20 protein-coding genes and 1 pseudogene are annotated in these 14,385 nt (G+C 59.2%); 12 read left to right on the top strand and 9 right to left on the bottom strand.

Annotated features, from left to right (window positions below; all coding sequences use genetic code 11):
• Positions 1-69: 69 nt before the first annotated feature.
• A complete protein-coding gene (locus tag EN850_RS29775; protein WP_245511656.1) occupies positions 70-1,413 on the bottom strand; it encodes a phospholipase D-like domain-containing protein in 1,344 nt (447 codons plus the stop codon).
• A gap of 180 nt (positions 1,414-1,593) precedes the next feature.
• On the opposite strand from EN850_RS29775, the gene EN850_RS29770 reads away from it, so the two are divergent.
• On the top strand, positions 1,594-2,103 hold the full coding sequence (locus EN850_RS29770; protein ID WP_135906978.1) for a pyridoxamine 5'-phosphate oxidase family protein: 510 nt from the start codon (positions 1,594-1,596) through the stop codon (positions 2,101-2,103).
• 215 nt (positions 2,104-2,318) lie between these two features.
• On the opposite strand, the gene EN850_RS29765 is transcribed toward EN850_RS29770, so the two are convergent.
• The 3 genes from EN850_RS29765 to EN850_RS29760 all read right to left on the bottom strand — a co-directional run bounded on the left by EN850_RS29765 (position 2,319) and on the right by EN850_RS29760 (position 3,613).
• Positions 2,319-3,149, bottom strand: a complete 831-nt coding sequence (locus tag EN850_RS29765) for a Ku protein (RefSeq protein ID WP_135918165.1) — start codon at positions 3,147-3,149, stop codon at positions 2,319-2,321.
• 87 nt (positions 3,150-3,236) lie between these two features.
• A complete protein-coding gene (locus tag EN850_RS36540) occupies positions 3,237-3,404 on the bottom strand; it encodes a hypothetical protein (RefSeq protein ID WP_167531276.1) in 168 nt (55 codons plus the stop codon).
• A 14-nt stretch (positions 3,405-3,418) separates the two neighbouring features.
• A complete protein-coding gene (locus tag EN850_RS29760) occupies positions 3,419-3,613 on the bottom strand; it encodes a hypothetical protein (protein WP_135906982.1) in 195 nt (64 codons plus the stop codon).
• 156 nt (positions 3,614-3,769) lie between these two features.
• On the opposite strand from EN850_RS29760, the gene EN850_RS29755 reads away from it, so the two are divergent.
• Both EN850_RS29755 and EN850_RS29750 read left to right on the top strand, forming a co-directional pair.
• Entirely contained in the window at positions 3,770-4,036 is a 267-nt protein-coding gene (locus EN850_RS29755) for a hypothetical protein (protein ID WP_135918164.1), read from the top strand.
• Positions 4,033-4,236, top strand: coding sequence for a hypothetical protein (locus EN850_RS29750; RefSeq protein WP_135880749.1), 204 nt, complete (start codon positions 4,033-4,035; stop codon positions 4,234-4,236). The genes EN850_RS29755 and EN850_RS29750 overlap by 4 nt, the downstream gene beginning before the upstream one ends.
• Positions 4,237-4,354: 118 nt before the next feature.
• Here the strand turns inward: EN850_RS29750 and EN850_RS29745 are convergent, their stop codons facing one another.
• From EN850_RS29745 to EN850_RS29735, 3 genes are all read right to left on the bottom strand, one after another.
• Positions 4,355-4,468 (bottom strand): DUF982 domain-containing protein, encoded by a 114-nt coding sequence (locus tag EN850_RS29745; protein ID WP_272483032.1) that lies wholly within the window; start codon positions 4,466-4,468, stop codon positions 4,355-4,357.
• Between the two features lie 117 nt (positions 4,469-4,585).
• A complete protein-coding gene (locus EN850_RS29740; RefSeq protein WP_135918163.1) occupies positions 4,586-5,434 on the bottom strand; it encodes a hypothetical protein in 849 nt (282 codons plus the stop codon).
• The gene (locus EN850_RS29735; protein WP_135906986.1) at positions 5,376-5,936 is read right to left on the bottom strand and encodes a M20/M25/M40 family metallo-hydrolase; all 561 of its coding nucleotides are present in this window, start codon (positions 5,934-5,936) and stop codon (positions 5,376-5,378) included. Before EN850_RS29735 ends, EN850_RS29740 begins: the two co-directional genes overlap by 59 nt.
• Positions 5,937-6,213: 277 nt before the next feature.
• On the opposite strand from EN850_RS29735, the pseudogene EN850_RS36535 reads away from it, so the two are divergent.
• Both EN850_RS36535 and EN850_RS29725 read left to right on the top strand, forming a co-directional pair.
• Positions 6,214-6,360: pseudogene (locus EN850_RS36535) on the top strand (sorbosone dehydrogenase family protein); the annotation flags it as partial.
• A 118-nt stretch (positions 6,361-6,478) separates the two neighbouring features.
• The gene (locus tag EN850_RS29725; RefSeq protein ID WP_135880744.1) at positions 6,479-7,111 is read left to right on the top strand and encodes a methyltransferase domain-containing protein; all 633 of its coding nucleotides are present in this window, start codon (positions 6,479-6,481) and stop codon (positions 7,109-7,111) included.
• On the opposite strand, the gene EN850_RS29720 is transcribed toward EN850_RS29725, so the two are convergent.
• Positions 7,105-7,425, bottom strand: a complete 321-nt coding sequence (locus EN850_RS29720; RefSeq protein ID WP_135881133.1) for a YMGG-like glycine zipper-containing protein — start codon at positions 7,423-7,425, stop codon at positions 7,105-7,107. The two genes, EN850_RS29725 and EN850_RS29720, sit on opposite strands and share 7 nt — an antisense overlap.
• 317 nt (positions 7,426-7,742) lie before the next feature.
• Here EN850_RS29720 and EN850_RS29715 point away from each other — a divergent pair, with 317 nt between their 5' ends.
• The 6 genes from EN850_RS29715 to EN850_RS29680 all read left to right on the top strand — a co-directional run bounded on the left by EN850_RS29715 (position 7,743) and on the right by EN850_RS29680 (position 13,067).
• The gene (locus tag EN850_RS29715; protein ID WP_135880743.1) at positions 7,743-9,302 is read left to right on the top strand and encodes a recombinase family protein; all 1,560 of its coding nucleotides are present in this window, start codon (positions 7,743-7,745) and stop codon (positions 9,300-9,302) included.
• A gap of 80 nt (positions 9,303-9,382) precedes the next feature.
• Positions 9,383-10,258, top strand: coding sequence for a plasmid partitioning protein RepB C-terminal domain-containing protein (locus tag EN850_RS29710; RefSeq protein ID WP_245511659.1), 876 nt, complete (start codon positions 9,383-9,385; stop codon positions 10,256-10,258).
• A gap of 226 nt (positions 10,259-10,484) precedes the next feature.
• Positions 10,485-11,132: a hypothetical protein gene (locus tag EN850_RS37360; RefSeq protein ID WP_245521049.1), complete on the top strand. Its 648-nt coding sequence runs from the start codon at positions 10,485-10,487 to the stop codon at positions 11,130-11,132.
• Positions 11,133-11,254: 122 nt separating this feature from the next.
• Positions 11,255-11,542 carry a hypothetical protein gene (locus tag EN850_RS37890; protein ID WP_167531277.1) on the top strand — a complete coding sequence of 96 codons (288 nt, stop codon included), beginning with the start codon at positions 11,255-11,257 and terminating at the stop codon, positions 11,540-11,542.
• 672 nt (positions 11,543-12,214) lie between these two features.
• Positions 12,215-12,430, top strand: a complete 216-nt coding sequence (locus EN850_RS29685) for a CsbD family protein (RefSeq protein WP_135906996.1) — start codon at positions 12,215-12,217, stop codon at positions 12,428-12,430.
• A 268-nt stretch (positions 12,431-12,698) separates the two neighbouring features.
• The gene (locus tag EN850_RS29680) at positions 12,699-13,067 is read left to right on the top strand and encodes a hypothetical protein (protein ID WP_135906998.1); all 369 of its coding nucleotides are present in this window, start codon (positions 12,699-12,701) and stop codon (positions 13,065-13,067) included.
• Positions 13,068-13,083: 16 nt separating this feature from the next.
• On the opposite strand, the gene EN850_RS29675 is transcribed toward EN850_RS29680, so the two are convergent.
• Positions 13,084-13,542 carry a TRCF domain-containing protein gene (locus EN850_RS29675; protein ID WP_167531278.1) on the bottom strand — a complete coding sequence of 153 codons (459 nt, stop codon included), beginning with the start codon at positions 13,540-13,542 and terminating at the stop codon, positions 13,084-13,086.
• Between EN850_RS29675 and EN850_RS29670 the strand changes: the two genes are divergently transcribed.
• On the top strand, positions 13,543-14,199 hold the full coding sequence (locus tag EN850_RS29670) for a hypothetical protein (protein WP_245521048.1): 657 nt from the start codon (positions 13,543-13,545) through the stop codon (positions 14,197-14,199).
• Positions 14,200-14,385 lie beyond the last annotated feature (186 nt).

Raw genomic sequence — 14,385 nt, 5'->3', positions numbered from 1 at the left:
TGCCATTGATCAGCTGCCTCTCACCTGTTCGATCAGAGGCTTACATAGTGCGGCTTGTCTGCACAGACACTACAGCTGCGAGCGCAGTCTGCTCGACAACCAGTCCGTCACCTTTTCAGTCCACGGCCGCGCTTGCCACTCCTCAAGACTGATCTGCCTCGACCGCCCAAGGTCCTGGTTGAACAGATCGATCTGCGTCTGTGCGAAATCCTTGCCGTAAATGTTCAGATTGGCCTCGTCGTTGAGACGCAGCGACCGCTCGTCCAGGTTGGCCGAGCCGAAGCTGGCCCACACATCATCCACGATCAACAGCTTAGGGTGATACATTGTCGGCTGAAACTCGTGGATGCGCACCCCGGCTTTGAGCAACTCGCCCCAGAAATAGCGCGAGCCTTTTCGAACGATGGGGACATCCGTCAGCGAGTTGGGGACAATGACGTCGACCGCGACGCCTCTTTTCCTGGCGTCCAAGATTTGCTGGATCGCAATGTCGTCCGGAACGAAATAGGCCATTCCGATCCGCAGGTGATCCTTGGCGGCAGCCATGGCGGCCAACATCATCAACTCCATGTTTACAGAGCCATTCGGCTGGGAAGCCAGGATCAACTGCGCGCTGAGTGATCCTGCGGGTTCAGGTGGCGGGTAGAATTTTTCACCTTGCAAGGTCTCGCCTGCCGCCTCGAGCCAGTTCTCGGCGAACGCCGCCTGGAAGGCGGATACGGCGGGTCCTTCTACCTGATAGTGGGTGTCTCGCCACTCATTCGGGTTGCGTGCGTCTCCCAGCCAGTTGTCGGCGATCCCGACGCCTCCGGTAAATGCGATCTTCCCGTCAATTATGAGAAGCTTGCGGTGGGTTCGATTGTTCACCCGATCCATTGTGTACCAATGGACGGGTCGATAACGCTGAAACCGCACTCCGGCGCTCGTCATGACGTGGACTAGATCTTCGTCGAAGGGGAGGCTGCCGGCCCAGTCGACAAGTACGCGAACCTCGACGCCGTCTCGCGCCTTCGCAGCCAAAGCGATGGCGAAGTCGTAGCCGACCGTACCCGACCAATAGATGTAGGTTTCCATATCGATGCTGGAATGAGCAGCATGGATCGCTCGCAGCATCGCCGGAAAGATATCGTCGCCATTGACCAGGGTCTGTACGGCATTCGCATCGTACATCTGTCCGTTTGAATAGCTGCTCATGCTCCTTGCGAATGCGGGATCTTCAGCATTGAAAACGTGTGGGACGATCGTGCGCATCGCGCGTGGATCCGGCATCAGGTTAATCGCCACCAGCGTGACCAGGCCGGCCGTGATAGCAACGGCAAGATATTTGAGATTATCGAGCCAACGCCCAAGCCTTGGCCGGACGGCGACCGCCTTTCTGATAGCAGATCGCATTCCAAAGTTGCTCAGCCGCACGTCTCTCGCCATGTTCAAAGGGTGAATTCGCCCAACAAGAACACTCGATTGGGATGAGGGTTCCCGGATGGAATGCACCGGGCTGGGTCCAGTCTGCACGGTGTCGCTTCGCGCGATTGACTGGAACGTGGAGACCCTCCCGGAGTTGTAGCAAAATCACCTTATCCCGAAGGACAACTCATGACCCACGATCGAGAGCAAGATAGCGACCTCACCCCGGCCCAGGCCACGGACCGGATCTGGGGACTCGCCACGGATATCGACATCTGCATGTTTGTGACCTGGGACGGGAAATACAATCGCGCCCGTCCTCTCTCGGCTCGCGTCAGGAGGGACGAGGATGCCGTCTATTTCCTCGTCAATGACGACGGCGCCAAGAACAAGCAGCTGGCGAAATATCCCAAGGTGACATTGGCCTGGAGCGACAGCAGCCACTACAAATACGTTACGATCTCGGGGTCGGCCGCAGTGACAAACGACAGAGGGAAAATCGCGGAGCTCTGGGAAAAGACCGACAAGGCCTGGTGGGAAAGCGCCAGCGATCCTGAAATCCGGCTTATCAAGGTGACCCCGGACGAAGGCGAATTGTGGGACAGCCCGGGGCTTGTCGTCGCTACTGCAAAGATGGTTTTCGCTGCAGTTACCGGGGCCAAACCTGATGTTGGTGACAATGCCAAGGTGCAACTCTGAAATTCCCGGTGAGGCTTGTTGCAGGGGCAGGCAAGAGTGAACCGGAGCACCTTGCCCAGCAAGGATCCGGGATATTCGGCTAGTCTATTTCGATAATCTTCCGATGCGCTTCCCGCAGCTTGGGCCGCAGCCTTGCAACATCCCGCACGAACATTCGCAGCCTGGCTTTGGACGCTGGAGTGCGAGGCTGAGGCGGGCAGGCTCGAGCGCCCTAGCTAGGCCGATCGCTTGCGCGATGCCGTGGCTTTGCCTTTCTCCGACTTGCCGTCCGCTTGCGCCAGGCTCTTGCGCAAAATCTCGGCCAGGTTGACGACATTTTCCTTCGGCTTGGGCGCCGGTTTTGGCGGCGGCTTGCCTTTGCGCTTGGCCTCGATCATCGCGATCAGCGCGTCCTCGTAGGTGTCTTCAAATTTCGACGGATCGAAACGGGTCACTTTCTTGTCGATCAGCAGGCTGGCGACCTCGATCAGGTCCGCATCATATTCTACCTTCTTGATATCGGCGAACACGCTTTCCGCAGATATCATCTCGCCGTGGCTGCGCAGCTCGGTCAAGAGCATGCCTTTGCCGAAGGGCTGGATCAGCACTTCGCGGCCACGCTGGTAAAGCACGACGCAGGAGCGGGCCGCGACCTTTCTCTCCTCCATGGCCTTGCGGATGATTTCAAAAGCTTCGGCCGCTGCGCCGTCGGCCGGAATGAGGTAATACGGCTTTTCAAGATATCGCGTGTCGACATCGTCGAGGTCGACAAACTCGCCGACTTCCAACGTGTGCTCCGAGGTAAGCTTCAGCTTTTTGAGTTCATCGGGCTCGACATGCACGTAGTCGTCCTTGTCGATCTCGAAACCCTTCACCTGGTCCTCGGCGTCGACTTCCTCCTCAGTCGCTTCATCGATGTAGGCGCTTTTTTCCGGCAAGCCGTCCCTGCGATTGAGAATTTTGAAATGGATCTTCGACGCCTCGCTGGTCGCGCCGACGATCTTCACGCCACATGTAACGGATCCGACTTTCAAGAAGCCCTTCCAAACGGCTCGTGGTGCGGTCATGCGGGTTCCTCGATGGCTGATAGCCAACAAACGGACGCCACCTGCAATTGTTCCTACGAACCCCGGCCATCTGGCGCCGGACGCGACTCAAGGCATCCCCGCCGCCAGTTGATGGGCTGGACAGATTGTTCCGGTCATGTTGGTGTCGACGATGCGACGGGCCTTTTTTCCAGTCCTGGTCGAGAAAACCGTGCCGAGGCCGCGCCCGGCATTTAGAAAAAGAAGATCGATACGATCGCCGATCCGGGCGATCAATTTTTCGGCGCCCTCTAGGGTTGCCAGATCGACTTCAAGCGCTTCACCGCCACGTCTTCGACGAAAGCGCCCTCGGCCGCTTGCCTGATCGCCGGCTCATCGGCCGCGATGATCAAGTTAAAACCGGCCCTCGCCCAAAGTTTGGCGAGTTTCTTGTCTATCTCCTTGAGGCCCCGGTAACCACCGCCAGTTTTGTTGCTGCCGGTCATATTTTGCGCTCCTGGTTGCGCCCCAACCACCGCGCGGCAGGATTGTCCCTTGGATCCGTGCGCCAGCGTCAGATGGTGCGGCGGCCCGGAAGCGAAGTTTTCTGTACAGGTGGAACAACACTCGTGTCCGGAAGTTCGGCAGCCAAGGAGAAGCAGATGCAGTATGCCCAAGACATCGCGCTGAAACGGGTTGGTATTCTGATCGAACACTATGTCGTGGCCAGAAGCACTTCCTGCGATTTTGTCTCGACGGAGTCGGCTTGCCAGGCTGTCCGTCCCTTCATGCGCAGTCCGGTCGATGACGCGGCACTCGATCTGGTGCTGGCCAGAAAAGCATCACGGCAAGGCCTATCGGTTCGATTTGACCGGGTGGGTCACTGGTCTAACGTCTTGCCAGTGGCACGGAAGGGAGGCTTGGAATGAGAACCATTCTGTTGGTGACGATTGCGCTTGCTGCCTTGACGGGATGCAATGAGGATCCCGCCAAATCCAAGACGGATACGGTCAACAGCCAGCCTGTCGACAAGAACCCGAAGATCGACAGCAATCCGACGCCGCAGAGCAGCACCGGCGGCGACCAGCAGGGCACGCAGCCCACTCAACCGACATTGCCCAAACCCTGAGGGCTAGGTCTAAGCCCTGAGCTGTGAAGTAAAGTGCGGGACGAGGTCAAATCGGTTCGCAGCAGTATTCGGCGTCTCTGCCTCCGACGAGGAATGCCTGCCTGGCAAATCGCGCCGGCTATTCACCGCGCAGTACCGCGAGGCAGCCCCTGAGTGCCGCGAGACGAACTTCCGAGGCCGGCGCCGGCCAGTCACGCAACAGGAGTTGCGCTGAATCGGCCACCGTAATCACCACCCGGTCCCGGTCAATCCGGCCGGGCGCCCTCGCTTCCACCCAGCGCCGTCCAACTCTGCGTTCGCCAAATTCTTCCTCCGTTAGAGTGGACAAACGAAGTGCTCTGCGTCCGCGTCAGCCTTCGTTGAGCAAAGCCGTACAGACTTCGCCAAGGACGCGTGGCAGCACGTTGAACGAGTAGCCGATGTGCAGCCGTTCCAGCGGCGTGTGATAGTCCCGACCCCACGGACCGATGTTGATCGTCGGAATGTTGGCCAGGCCACGATGCAGGGGCCACCGCACACCGTCGCGCCACATAGGTGTGTTGCGGGCAACAACGTCGAGCGAAGACTCGACCGCCTCCCCAAAGAAGCTCATATCAGAGATGCCCGCGAAATAGTCCGCGCAGCCGATTGCACAGCCGTAGCGTCGGGTTGCGTTGGCGGCGATCTCTAAGGCAATTTCGCGCAACCTCTTTGCAGCCGGTGTTTGGTACAGATTTGTCGGCAAATAGGGGATCGAGCCAAAGCCGACGACGATCGCCGGCTCGGAAAGATGGCTCAATCGCCACGCTTCTTCCGTGACGAGCCGACACTGTTCAGGCAGCGAGAGCTCTCCGTCGGCAAGCGAAGCGCCGAGTTCGCCCAGCTTGGACTTGGCGTCCTCGTCGAGGCCGGCAGCAATAGCCTCAAAGCGGTGTAGCGCAACGCTATCGACCAGGTTGACCGCAGCGGAGCCATTGCCTGGGCCGAGGCGCAGCTTGAGATCTCCCAGGCAGGCCGAAACCGCATCGGCGCAAAGCCGCTCGAAACGGTCGAGCATCTCGTCTGGCGCCCAGCGATAGCTCAGCACGTTGAAGGTGACAAAGGCGCTTGCCGGCGTTGTCACGTCATAGCCGGCCTTGCTGTCGTGGATGCTGAGCAGGCTAGCCGGCGTGCCAGTCCCCAACTGGGACTGGTCGGTCAGTTCCGGCGCCCATTCCACGCGCTTGGCGATGGCGGCGGCCAGCTGCGGCGTTCAAGCCGTTCAACGGAAAGCCGCTGTGGGCAGGGATGCCGATCACATAGGCGGTGGGCAGTAGTTTGCCGACGGTGCCCAGGGCGATGATGCGACCCTTGCTGCCGTCGCCATCGTCGGCGATCGCATCGAGATTGATTGCCGCGGCCAAGTCGAGATCGCGTTCGCGCGCGATGAATGGCAGCGCCTGCGCGGCTTTGCGCGCGCCGGCCGAATTGTTCTCCTCGTCGGGAACGGCGAGGAAAAAGATGTTCCCCGGCGGATTGGCGCTCTCGGCGAATTGCGTGCAGACGGCCAATCTCGCCGCGAGGCCGGCTTTCATGTCGAGCAGGCCGCGGCCGGCGAGAAATTCCCCCGAGGCAAAATCGGCGCGCGCGCGTTGGGCGGCCGCTGTGCCACCATCTGCGAGGCTTTTGCCGAGCGCCGGCGTGAGCAGATGGTCGGTTGGCGATATCCTCCAACGCGCCATAGTCGCGGGTGGTGACCGTATCGTAGTGTCCCGTCAGCACGACAGTGGCTCGGCCGCTGCCGCGCAGCAGCATCGCCACGCAGTGTCGGCCATCTCTGGGTTCGACCTCGATGGTCCATATTTCCGCTTGGCGAAAAGCGGTCTCCTGGCCCAGCTTGCCCGCCAGCCTAGTGTTTGCGAGCCCGTTCCTTCAAGAGCGCGACAGGGCTGGACCAAGCAGCGCGAGCAACTGTTTCCACGTCGCTCTCCGGTCGAAGCTACCGCGACGCAAGGCTGCGCGAGCTCGGCCGAAGATAGTGGACCGAGCAACCGGAAAACCCTGCTGCGTGACACCAACGGTGACGGCGTGCCAGAATATCAGGGCGTGTTCCTCGATTATCTCAACTCGCCGTTCGGCGTCGCTCTGATCGGCAACGATCTGTACAGATGACGGTTCAATAGGCTATTCGCGCCTATGGTCCTGGGTGCGATAGGCTGTCCTGTCATCTTTTGCCCACTTGCCTGGGCTAGGCTCATCTCGCGGCGGGCAGGAGGAGGTCGATGTGACGACGACAAGCCTTGCCGGCACCCTGAAAAACCGCAGCAAACAGGTGGCCAAACGCCTGCTCGGCTATGATTCGCGCAACTGGCTGCGCATCCGCCAGATTGAGGCGTTCACGCTTTTCCTAGAAGCCGGAAACCGCAAGGCCTCGGACGTGATCGAGATCTCGCCCGGCTGGAACCGATACTGGCGGACAATGTGCCCAAACTACCGGTCGGTCGATTTCCCCGCCTTCGACATCTGCCGGGACCGTACGGAAGAAGAATATTCCATCGTCATCGCCGATCAGGTGCTGGAACATGTCCGGCGGCCGGCGGCGGCCGTGCAAAACATCCACGCCATGACCAGGCCAGGCGGCTGGGCGATGGTGGCGACACCGTTCCTGTTTCGCGTGCACGCCAGGCCACACGACTACAACAGGTGGACGCCCGCCGGCCTGAAGCAGCTGATGGTCGAGGGCGGCTTTGCCGAAGCAAATGTCAAGGTCCATGGCTGGGGCAACAAGGCCTGCGCCAGGGCCCACATCGGTGGCCCTGTGCGCGCCTACGGTCTGTGGCGGGACCTCAGCAACGACGAGGAATACCCGCTGATGGTCTGGGCCTTCGCAAAGAAGGGGGCGGCAACGGCTCAGTAGTTGCCGTTGTAATAGCGGTCGTCGCAGGGTGCGGTGTAGATGCGGCCGTAGCGGTCCTGGTAGCGGCAGAGCTGTTCGCCGCGGGGCTGCTGCGGGGTGGTGGCGGAACCGACGACGGCGCCGAGCAGCGCACCGCCAGCCGCGCCGATGACAGTGCTCTTGGTGTTGCCGCCAATCGCCTGGCCGACCAGCGCGCCGCCGGCGCCGCCGAGGAGCGCACCCGTGGTGGCGCGCTGCTGGCCTTCGGTCTGCGACTGGCAGCCGGCAAGTGCTGCGGTAACCAGCACCGCGAGAATAGCCTTCTTGATGATCATCACTGGAACTCCACTCAAAGCCCCGGGGACTGACGGACAGGGGCGAATGAAGCCCGAGTGCGGTTGCATTGCGGCGGAACGGCGGCGCGGATTCTCACGAAGTGAGTCAGGGTTTCCCATGAGTTGAAAGCCATGGTTTCCAAAGCGGAAAAGAAACGGGCATACCCGCTGATCTCAACGGCCGATATAGTTGCGCACGGATATATATCTGGATGCGGCCGACGGCTCGCATTCGAAGCAAACTCGACATGTTTTCCTAACCAAATCGCAGGCGGTACAGGCCTCTATTATCAGGTCTGAGTACCATGGCCCGCGCGATGGACAAAGCAACCACCCACCCCGAGTTTGAAAGGCGAAGGGCTCGCGCTGCTCAATACCTGCGCATGTCGACGGATAGGCAAATCTACTCCATCGACAATCAGAAGGACGCGATCCGTAACTATGCAGATGTCATGGGTTATGAGATCGTTGCCACGTATGAAGATCCGGGCCGAAGCGGGCTCAACATCTGGGGACGCCCGGGCTTGAAGCGGCTGATCGAAGATATCGAAAGCCGGCGGGCCGATTTCGAAACTGTCGTGGTCTATGACGTCAGCCGATGGGGACGCTTTCAGAATACTGATGAAAGCGCCTCTTATGAATACCGATGCCAAAGAGCCGGAGTGCGGATCGAGTTCTGCGCGGAACTGTTCGTCAACGATGGGAGCGTCGGGTCCGACGTGCTGAAGGCTATTAAGCGTAGCATGGCAGCAGAATACAGCCGAATGCTGTCAGAGAGGGTCTTTGCTGGCCAAAGCCGCATAGTCAAACTCGGTTTCAGCGGCGGTGGCCCCGCGGGCTATGGGTTGAGGCGCCTTCTTGTCGACGGCTCTGGAAATCCGAAGGGAATCCTCCATCACGATGAGCGAAAAGGCCTGGCCAGCGACCGCGTCGTTCTCGTTCCCGGGCCTGAAAATGAGGTTTCAACCGTCCGATGGATATTCAACCAGTTTGTGAAAAGGAGAAAAACGGCAGTCGAAATTGCGGCTGCTCTAAACGCGCGCGGCCTGGTCACCGAGTTTGGCCGGCCTTGGACCGGAGAGTGCGTAGGCACGATACTGGCCAGCGAAAAATATATCGGCAACAGTGTTTGGAACCGGATATCCCACAGGCTTCTGCAAAACCGGGTAAGAAATCCGCCAGGCGCATTTGTGCGCGCCGACAACGTCATCAAGCCGCTCGTAACCCGGGCGGTGTTCGATCGTGCGCAAGCTATCAGGCGGGGGCGCACCTACCTCAGATCCGATGAGGAGTTGCTGGCCGATCTGACCAAGCTTTGGAAAGAGCGGGGACGGCTGTCGAGTCCGATAATTGATGCAGCTCCAGGCTGTCATTCAGCCAGCATTTACGCGCATCGCTTTGGAAGCATGAACGCCGCCTACCAGTTGATCGGATACGACGGGTCGGCGAACTATCGGAAACTCGACATCAGAAGGCGGCTCATTCAGATTCGGCAGCAAACAATCGAGAACTTGATCTCGGACATCGGCGGGGTCGGTGGCTCGGCGCTGTACGATCCCCAAACAAAGATTATGCGTGTCAATGATGAATTCTCCGTGGCGATTTGGACTGCGCAATATCGGATGAACGTCGCCGGGTTTCCACGCTGGCCGTTCTGGAAGCGGGGTCTCATCGGGCCAGAGGTGACGATTTTGATCAGGATGGAGACCGATAATCAGACCGTTCGTGACTTCCTAATCGCACCCGCTCATGAAGCGCATTCTGCCCTTCACATGCTCAAGGCCGACAATGGCGTGCGCCTTGATGCCTTCCTGTTCGCTTCGCTTGATCCTGTGGTTGAGATGGCGAGACGAGAACCAATGCCGGCAAATATATGAGAACTACGAAAGCCGGGCTTCGCGACTTCGTCACAAACAATCGGCATGCCATTCGGCTGACGGTAGATTCGCGGGCGCCGATGAACCCGCTGCGTGTCTCCGGTTTGTTGAAGACCTACAGGCGCCAAGTCGACAATATGCAGGAATTCATCAGGGAAGCCGACGCGGTGAAACACCAGATGGAAAGCGTCGTCGATGCCTTTCGTCATGTCCTGCGCATCGCTGCATTTCAAGGATTGCTTCAATCGAATGGCTTCGCAACGCTTCCTTCGATCTTGATGCAAAATTCGCCAGAGGCCGGGGTGAAAGCGGGTATCTGCGAAGACCGGCAGATTTCCTTGCCGCGCGTCGACGAGCCGCTTGTCGAAGGCATCTGCCTCGAAGCTCTCGACATGCTGAACGATTTCGGCGCCCCCTTGAAGATTTTCGGCTTGTTACGAGAGGTCGTGCCGGGCCGGCAGGTTGAGGTTGTCCGGTTGATGCTCGCGATGAACCGCGTGGAATTTCGAGTAGCGAGGCTCTTGATCGAGCTCACCCCACGATCACAACTCACCAATCCCTTGGCTCGCAGAAAAAGATACGAGGGTATTTCCCCGGCGCAAATGGCCGCCATGGAAGCCAACATTGCCGAGGTCAGCCATGACTATCTGAGCGCTGCCAGCACCCACGGCTCAGAAATGCTAAACCTGATCGCCGCTACGAGCTATTTCGACCGACTGCTGAACAACCCCAAGCTGGTTCGATATCTGGCGCGCAATTTCGCGGGGCAACTGGAGGTGTTTCAGAACTTGCTCGACTTCCGCGAGGCTCGATACAAAGAAACACCCGCCGCAAGCCGGGTCGCAAGCGATCGGTCATCACCCTTAGTTTCGCGGCATGCTGTGGACCTCGAGCCGGACCGGCCCGCCCCGGTCGCAGCTCGTGCAGAGAAGCGCTCGCTCAACAGTGCTGAATAGCGCGTCCCTCCCGTATCGGCGGATAAGTCCGGCCGCCTTTACCGGGGCATGGTGGGAGCAATTCTTGCACCAGGCTCGCAGAGTGTGCCATTCTCGCAGATCGCCGAGCGAGACGTCGAGTCCGGCGTGTATGCTGCCGTCGATGATCGTTTGAGGCGGAAGCTTTACTTCGCCCGGCGTGACCATTTTCTCCATGACGTGGCGGCTGTTGTAATGGATCAGCAGCATGCCGGGCCGGCGCCTGATGGCGGCATGCCAGGCAGCTTGGCTCACCATCGCATCCGGCGATCGACAGATGGTTTCGAGATGCGTCTTCTCCTCCCGATCCCAAACCTCGATCCGGAAATTGTCTTCGGCGGTGTCCACCATCTATGGGCGCGCCTTAAGCCAGCCGCGAGAAAACCCATTCGAGACCGCCGCGCGTGACAAAGCGAGTTCCCGCTCAAGTTTGGCGTTCCTGGCCAAGACGGTCAGCAAGGCGACCACAACGTCGCCACCGGCTGCAGCTATGGCCTGCTGGGCAGTAAACTCCAAATCGGACATAGCTTCGCCAATCGGCGCATTTTGGCGCTTTCCCATGGCCTTTTTCCTGCTCAGATACATCAGGAATAAGGAACATATTCCTGTCAGGTCAAGAGGTATTGACTCTCATGTTCTCATTTTGTTCACTGATGGCAAATTGGTGACAGGAGATGAGCTTTTCCTCTCGCTCGGCGTGGACTACACCCACATTGACCTCGGTCATAAGACGAGCACGGGCAACAACGTGTTCGATAACGGCAGCCTCGGTGCTAATCCTGAGACCTATCGCACCGACGCAAAAGTTGATGCCGTGATGGCTAGGCTGACCTACAAGTTCGGGATGGGTCAGTAGTTTTTAGCCACAAAGCCAGCGAGAAGAAAGCCCGGCAGATTGCGGTGCGCCCGGCTCGAGCCTTTCAATATAGCGGAGCCGGGCACGCACGCGGCCTAGTCGTTGCCCTGATCGATGACGACATGTCGATGGTGATGGCGACGGTGACCCATCGTCACGATGACCGTATCCCGGCGGTGATGGCGGTGGCGCCACGCACGCTCGCCATTGTCATAGAATGCGACATGCCCATGATGGCGATGATGGAGCCGACCTCCCTCGTCATTATAGACAACGGCGCGATGGTGGTGACGGTGATGCGACGTGATCACCACATCAGCCTCGGCGGCCGTGGCGATAGCCGGGATGCCAAGAGAAAGCGCTACGGCGCTCAAGATCAAAGCCTTCATGTTTATAGTCCTGTCTGCTGATTACGGTGTCCCTTCAGCAGATGAATGTGATCATTCGCCTTTGTTCCGACCCGCAAAAGGTTGATGAAAAGCATTCCGCTTATGTTGTGGACAATGAATCGCCCGGACGCGGTGGTCCCCGGCCGGGATGGAACCGCTACGTTGGGGCAGGGTAGACGTTCGAACCTGACAGGCCAGTGACCCGACGGGCCACGCCATCAACTTCTGCAAGGAAGCTAGCTAGTTCGAAACGCCGTCGGCCAGACAAAATGAACCTCGACGCGACGGCCTCAGCGTCGAGTTTGATGTTGACCGGATCGACGCCATAGCTCTCCCACAACGCTCTGTATTGACGGATCAAGGTGACATCGTCAGCCGGGGCCCCCTTTGCCAACGAGGTAGTTAATCACCTGACAACGCGGACTAGGTCCTGCCGTTTCGCAGGTGACATGCTCATCGAGAAGTCTCTCGAAGAACGATGTGCGTACGGTGTCCGCATGCCGACGAAACCCACGCTGCGCATCACTCCAGGTTTATCGGGAGAGGCGACCGTGTGCGGCGAGGGCGAGCCCGAAAGGTCGAGGCGATGAAGCCATTGGCTCAATCATTCTCCCTGGCAAAGCCCTGGAACTTCTCGATGACTCTGACGTTGCGGGTGGCCACGGTTTACAGCCAACGAAGAGGAATATTTCTATGGGCAGCAAGAGCGACAAGGCCTCGGGTCTAGCTAACCAGGCGGTTGGAAAAGCCAAGGAAGGCGTTGGCAGAGCGTTAGGCAATGACAGGCTCAGGGACGGAGGCGAGGCGCAGGAAGCCAAGGGCAAAGTACAAAAGGCGGTCGGCGATGCAAAATCGGCTGTCAAGGACGCCACAAACAAGGTCGCGGCCAAGATCAACAAGAACCTCTGAGCTCCGGCTGCCGACCCGAGAGGCCGTCGGTGAGGAGCGGGCTGTTTGGACAAATGTCTTCCCCATCCAACCCCCGACGCGCGCATGATGCAAAAGCCGCTGATGCGCACCAGTCACCCTCGGCGACCCTGTTGGCGGCGATCCGTGAACGCAGATTTCGGCTTTATATCAGTGCGTTGTTTAGCTGTGCACAAGTGCTTTTGACTGTTGTGGTTGCCGACGAGTCCTGCAAGCTCGCCACATGATTTCCGCAGGCTTGGATGAGATCATGTTTGAGATGGTGGTCGGCACCATCCGCCACATGCCAGGCCCTTTCTCCGACAAGGTTAACCTCGTCGCCGAGCGCACTCAGGGCGTGGTCCTCTTCGAGCTTCGTGTCGATGGGGATCGACACCTCCAACGCATCGCCGCGCTAGCCTATCCGACCGGGGGCCTTGGACTGATGGCTCTCGACAAATTGGGGCAAGCGGTAATCTGCCATTTTGCGGGTCACGCTTTCGATGACTTCACCCAACCGTTGGTTCGCTGGTCCCTCCTCACCATGGCTGAGCAGGCTTCCGGCGACTGCCTCGGCGCGACACTTCTTCTGGTCGAAGCGCTCCGTTGCGAAGGACACTTTCTTTGCCAACCCTGCTGACAAAGATTCGGCTTGTTTAGGTCGTTGCCGCCCGGCAAAGATCGACAAGCTTTCTCGCGGCGCGCAAACGTCCCGGCCCCGGTGTCGTCGCGATTTTGAATATCACGCGGTCTTCGCGTGGGCTGCAATCTGGGTGCTTTTGCAGACGGGCTAGAAGCTTCGAGTCCAGCTTCGCGAGCTCGATGGCGATGGCTGCGGGGCCGGCGCCGATCCTGACGATGCCGGCGCCAGCGGCGGCTTGTTTCAACCGGGCCAACTCAATGAGCATGATCGTTTCTGGTGGCGGAGCGCCGAAACGGTCTTCCAATTCATCGGCGAAGGCATCGATCTCAGCTGCGCGCTCGAAGCGTTGCAGCCGGGAATAGAGGTTTAGTCTGACGGTGGCGTCGGGGACATAGTCCGATGGGAACGCGCCCGAAAATTCAAGGTTGATCGCGGGCTCCGATATCGATCTGTCGTCACCTCGCTCTTTCATATGTTCATCCAGACCGAGTTCATGAAATCGGGCGGCCGCTGTGAGCATGTTGTCTCGGACAACGGCTTCGATTGGACTGTGATGGGGTCCGCGATCGATGCACTTCCCGGTACGGATGAGGACGGGATCTACGATCCGCATCCGGCCCTGATCGGTGGCAAGCGCTACATCGTCTATTCAGGCATGCCACGGTTTACCAAGGTTCCGCAGCCCGACATCTATCTCGCGCGCAGCCAGTCGGATTCGTGGTTTGGGCCGTGGAAGCGGGTGGGCAAGATACTCGACCATACCGATTTGTCTCACCACAATTCGCGTGAGCATCCTGACTATGAATGGGGCATCGAGGGTGCGCAGCTTGTCGAGCTCCCGGGCGGGCGCATTCTTCTCAACGCGACATGCTTTCTCCCCGAAGGGCCACGCGGCAGCCGCCAGCGGGTCTTTTTCGCCCTCGCCGAGCATGTCGAGGGCCCTTACCGCACGGTCGGGCCGGTTCTTGACCCTGGAGAACCAGTTGAAAATGGTCACTCGACCGTAGTCATCGAGGGCACTCGGCTGGTCCTTTTCTACCAGAGTCGCAGGGCCGCGACAGGTCATCGCTGGCGGTACGGCGTCGCTAAATGCGACCTGGCAAGGCAGGCATGGTCCAACGTGGCTTGACGTTGGCCATCCACGCTGCAGCTAGCTTGGACGCGCGCCCTGATCGTGAAACCAAGCCGAAACCTACCTCACGTCGCCCGCTCTCCGCTGGCGTCGCTGATCTTGTCCCTGACGGCCTTTTCGGTTTCCGAGGCTGCGGTTTTGACGACGTCAGAAACTGTGTTGATGATCGAAGCAGGATCGGCG

The sequence above is a fragment of the Mesorhizobium sp. M8A.F.Ca.ET.207.01.1.1 genome, assembly GCF_004794715.1.
Taxonomy (GTDB): domain Bacteria; phylum Pseudomonadota; class Alphaproteobacteria; order Rhizobiales; family Rhizobiaceae; genus Mesorhizobium.
Note: the sequence above shows the minus strand (reverse complement) of the source record. Positions and strands in the feature narration are given on the sequence as shown.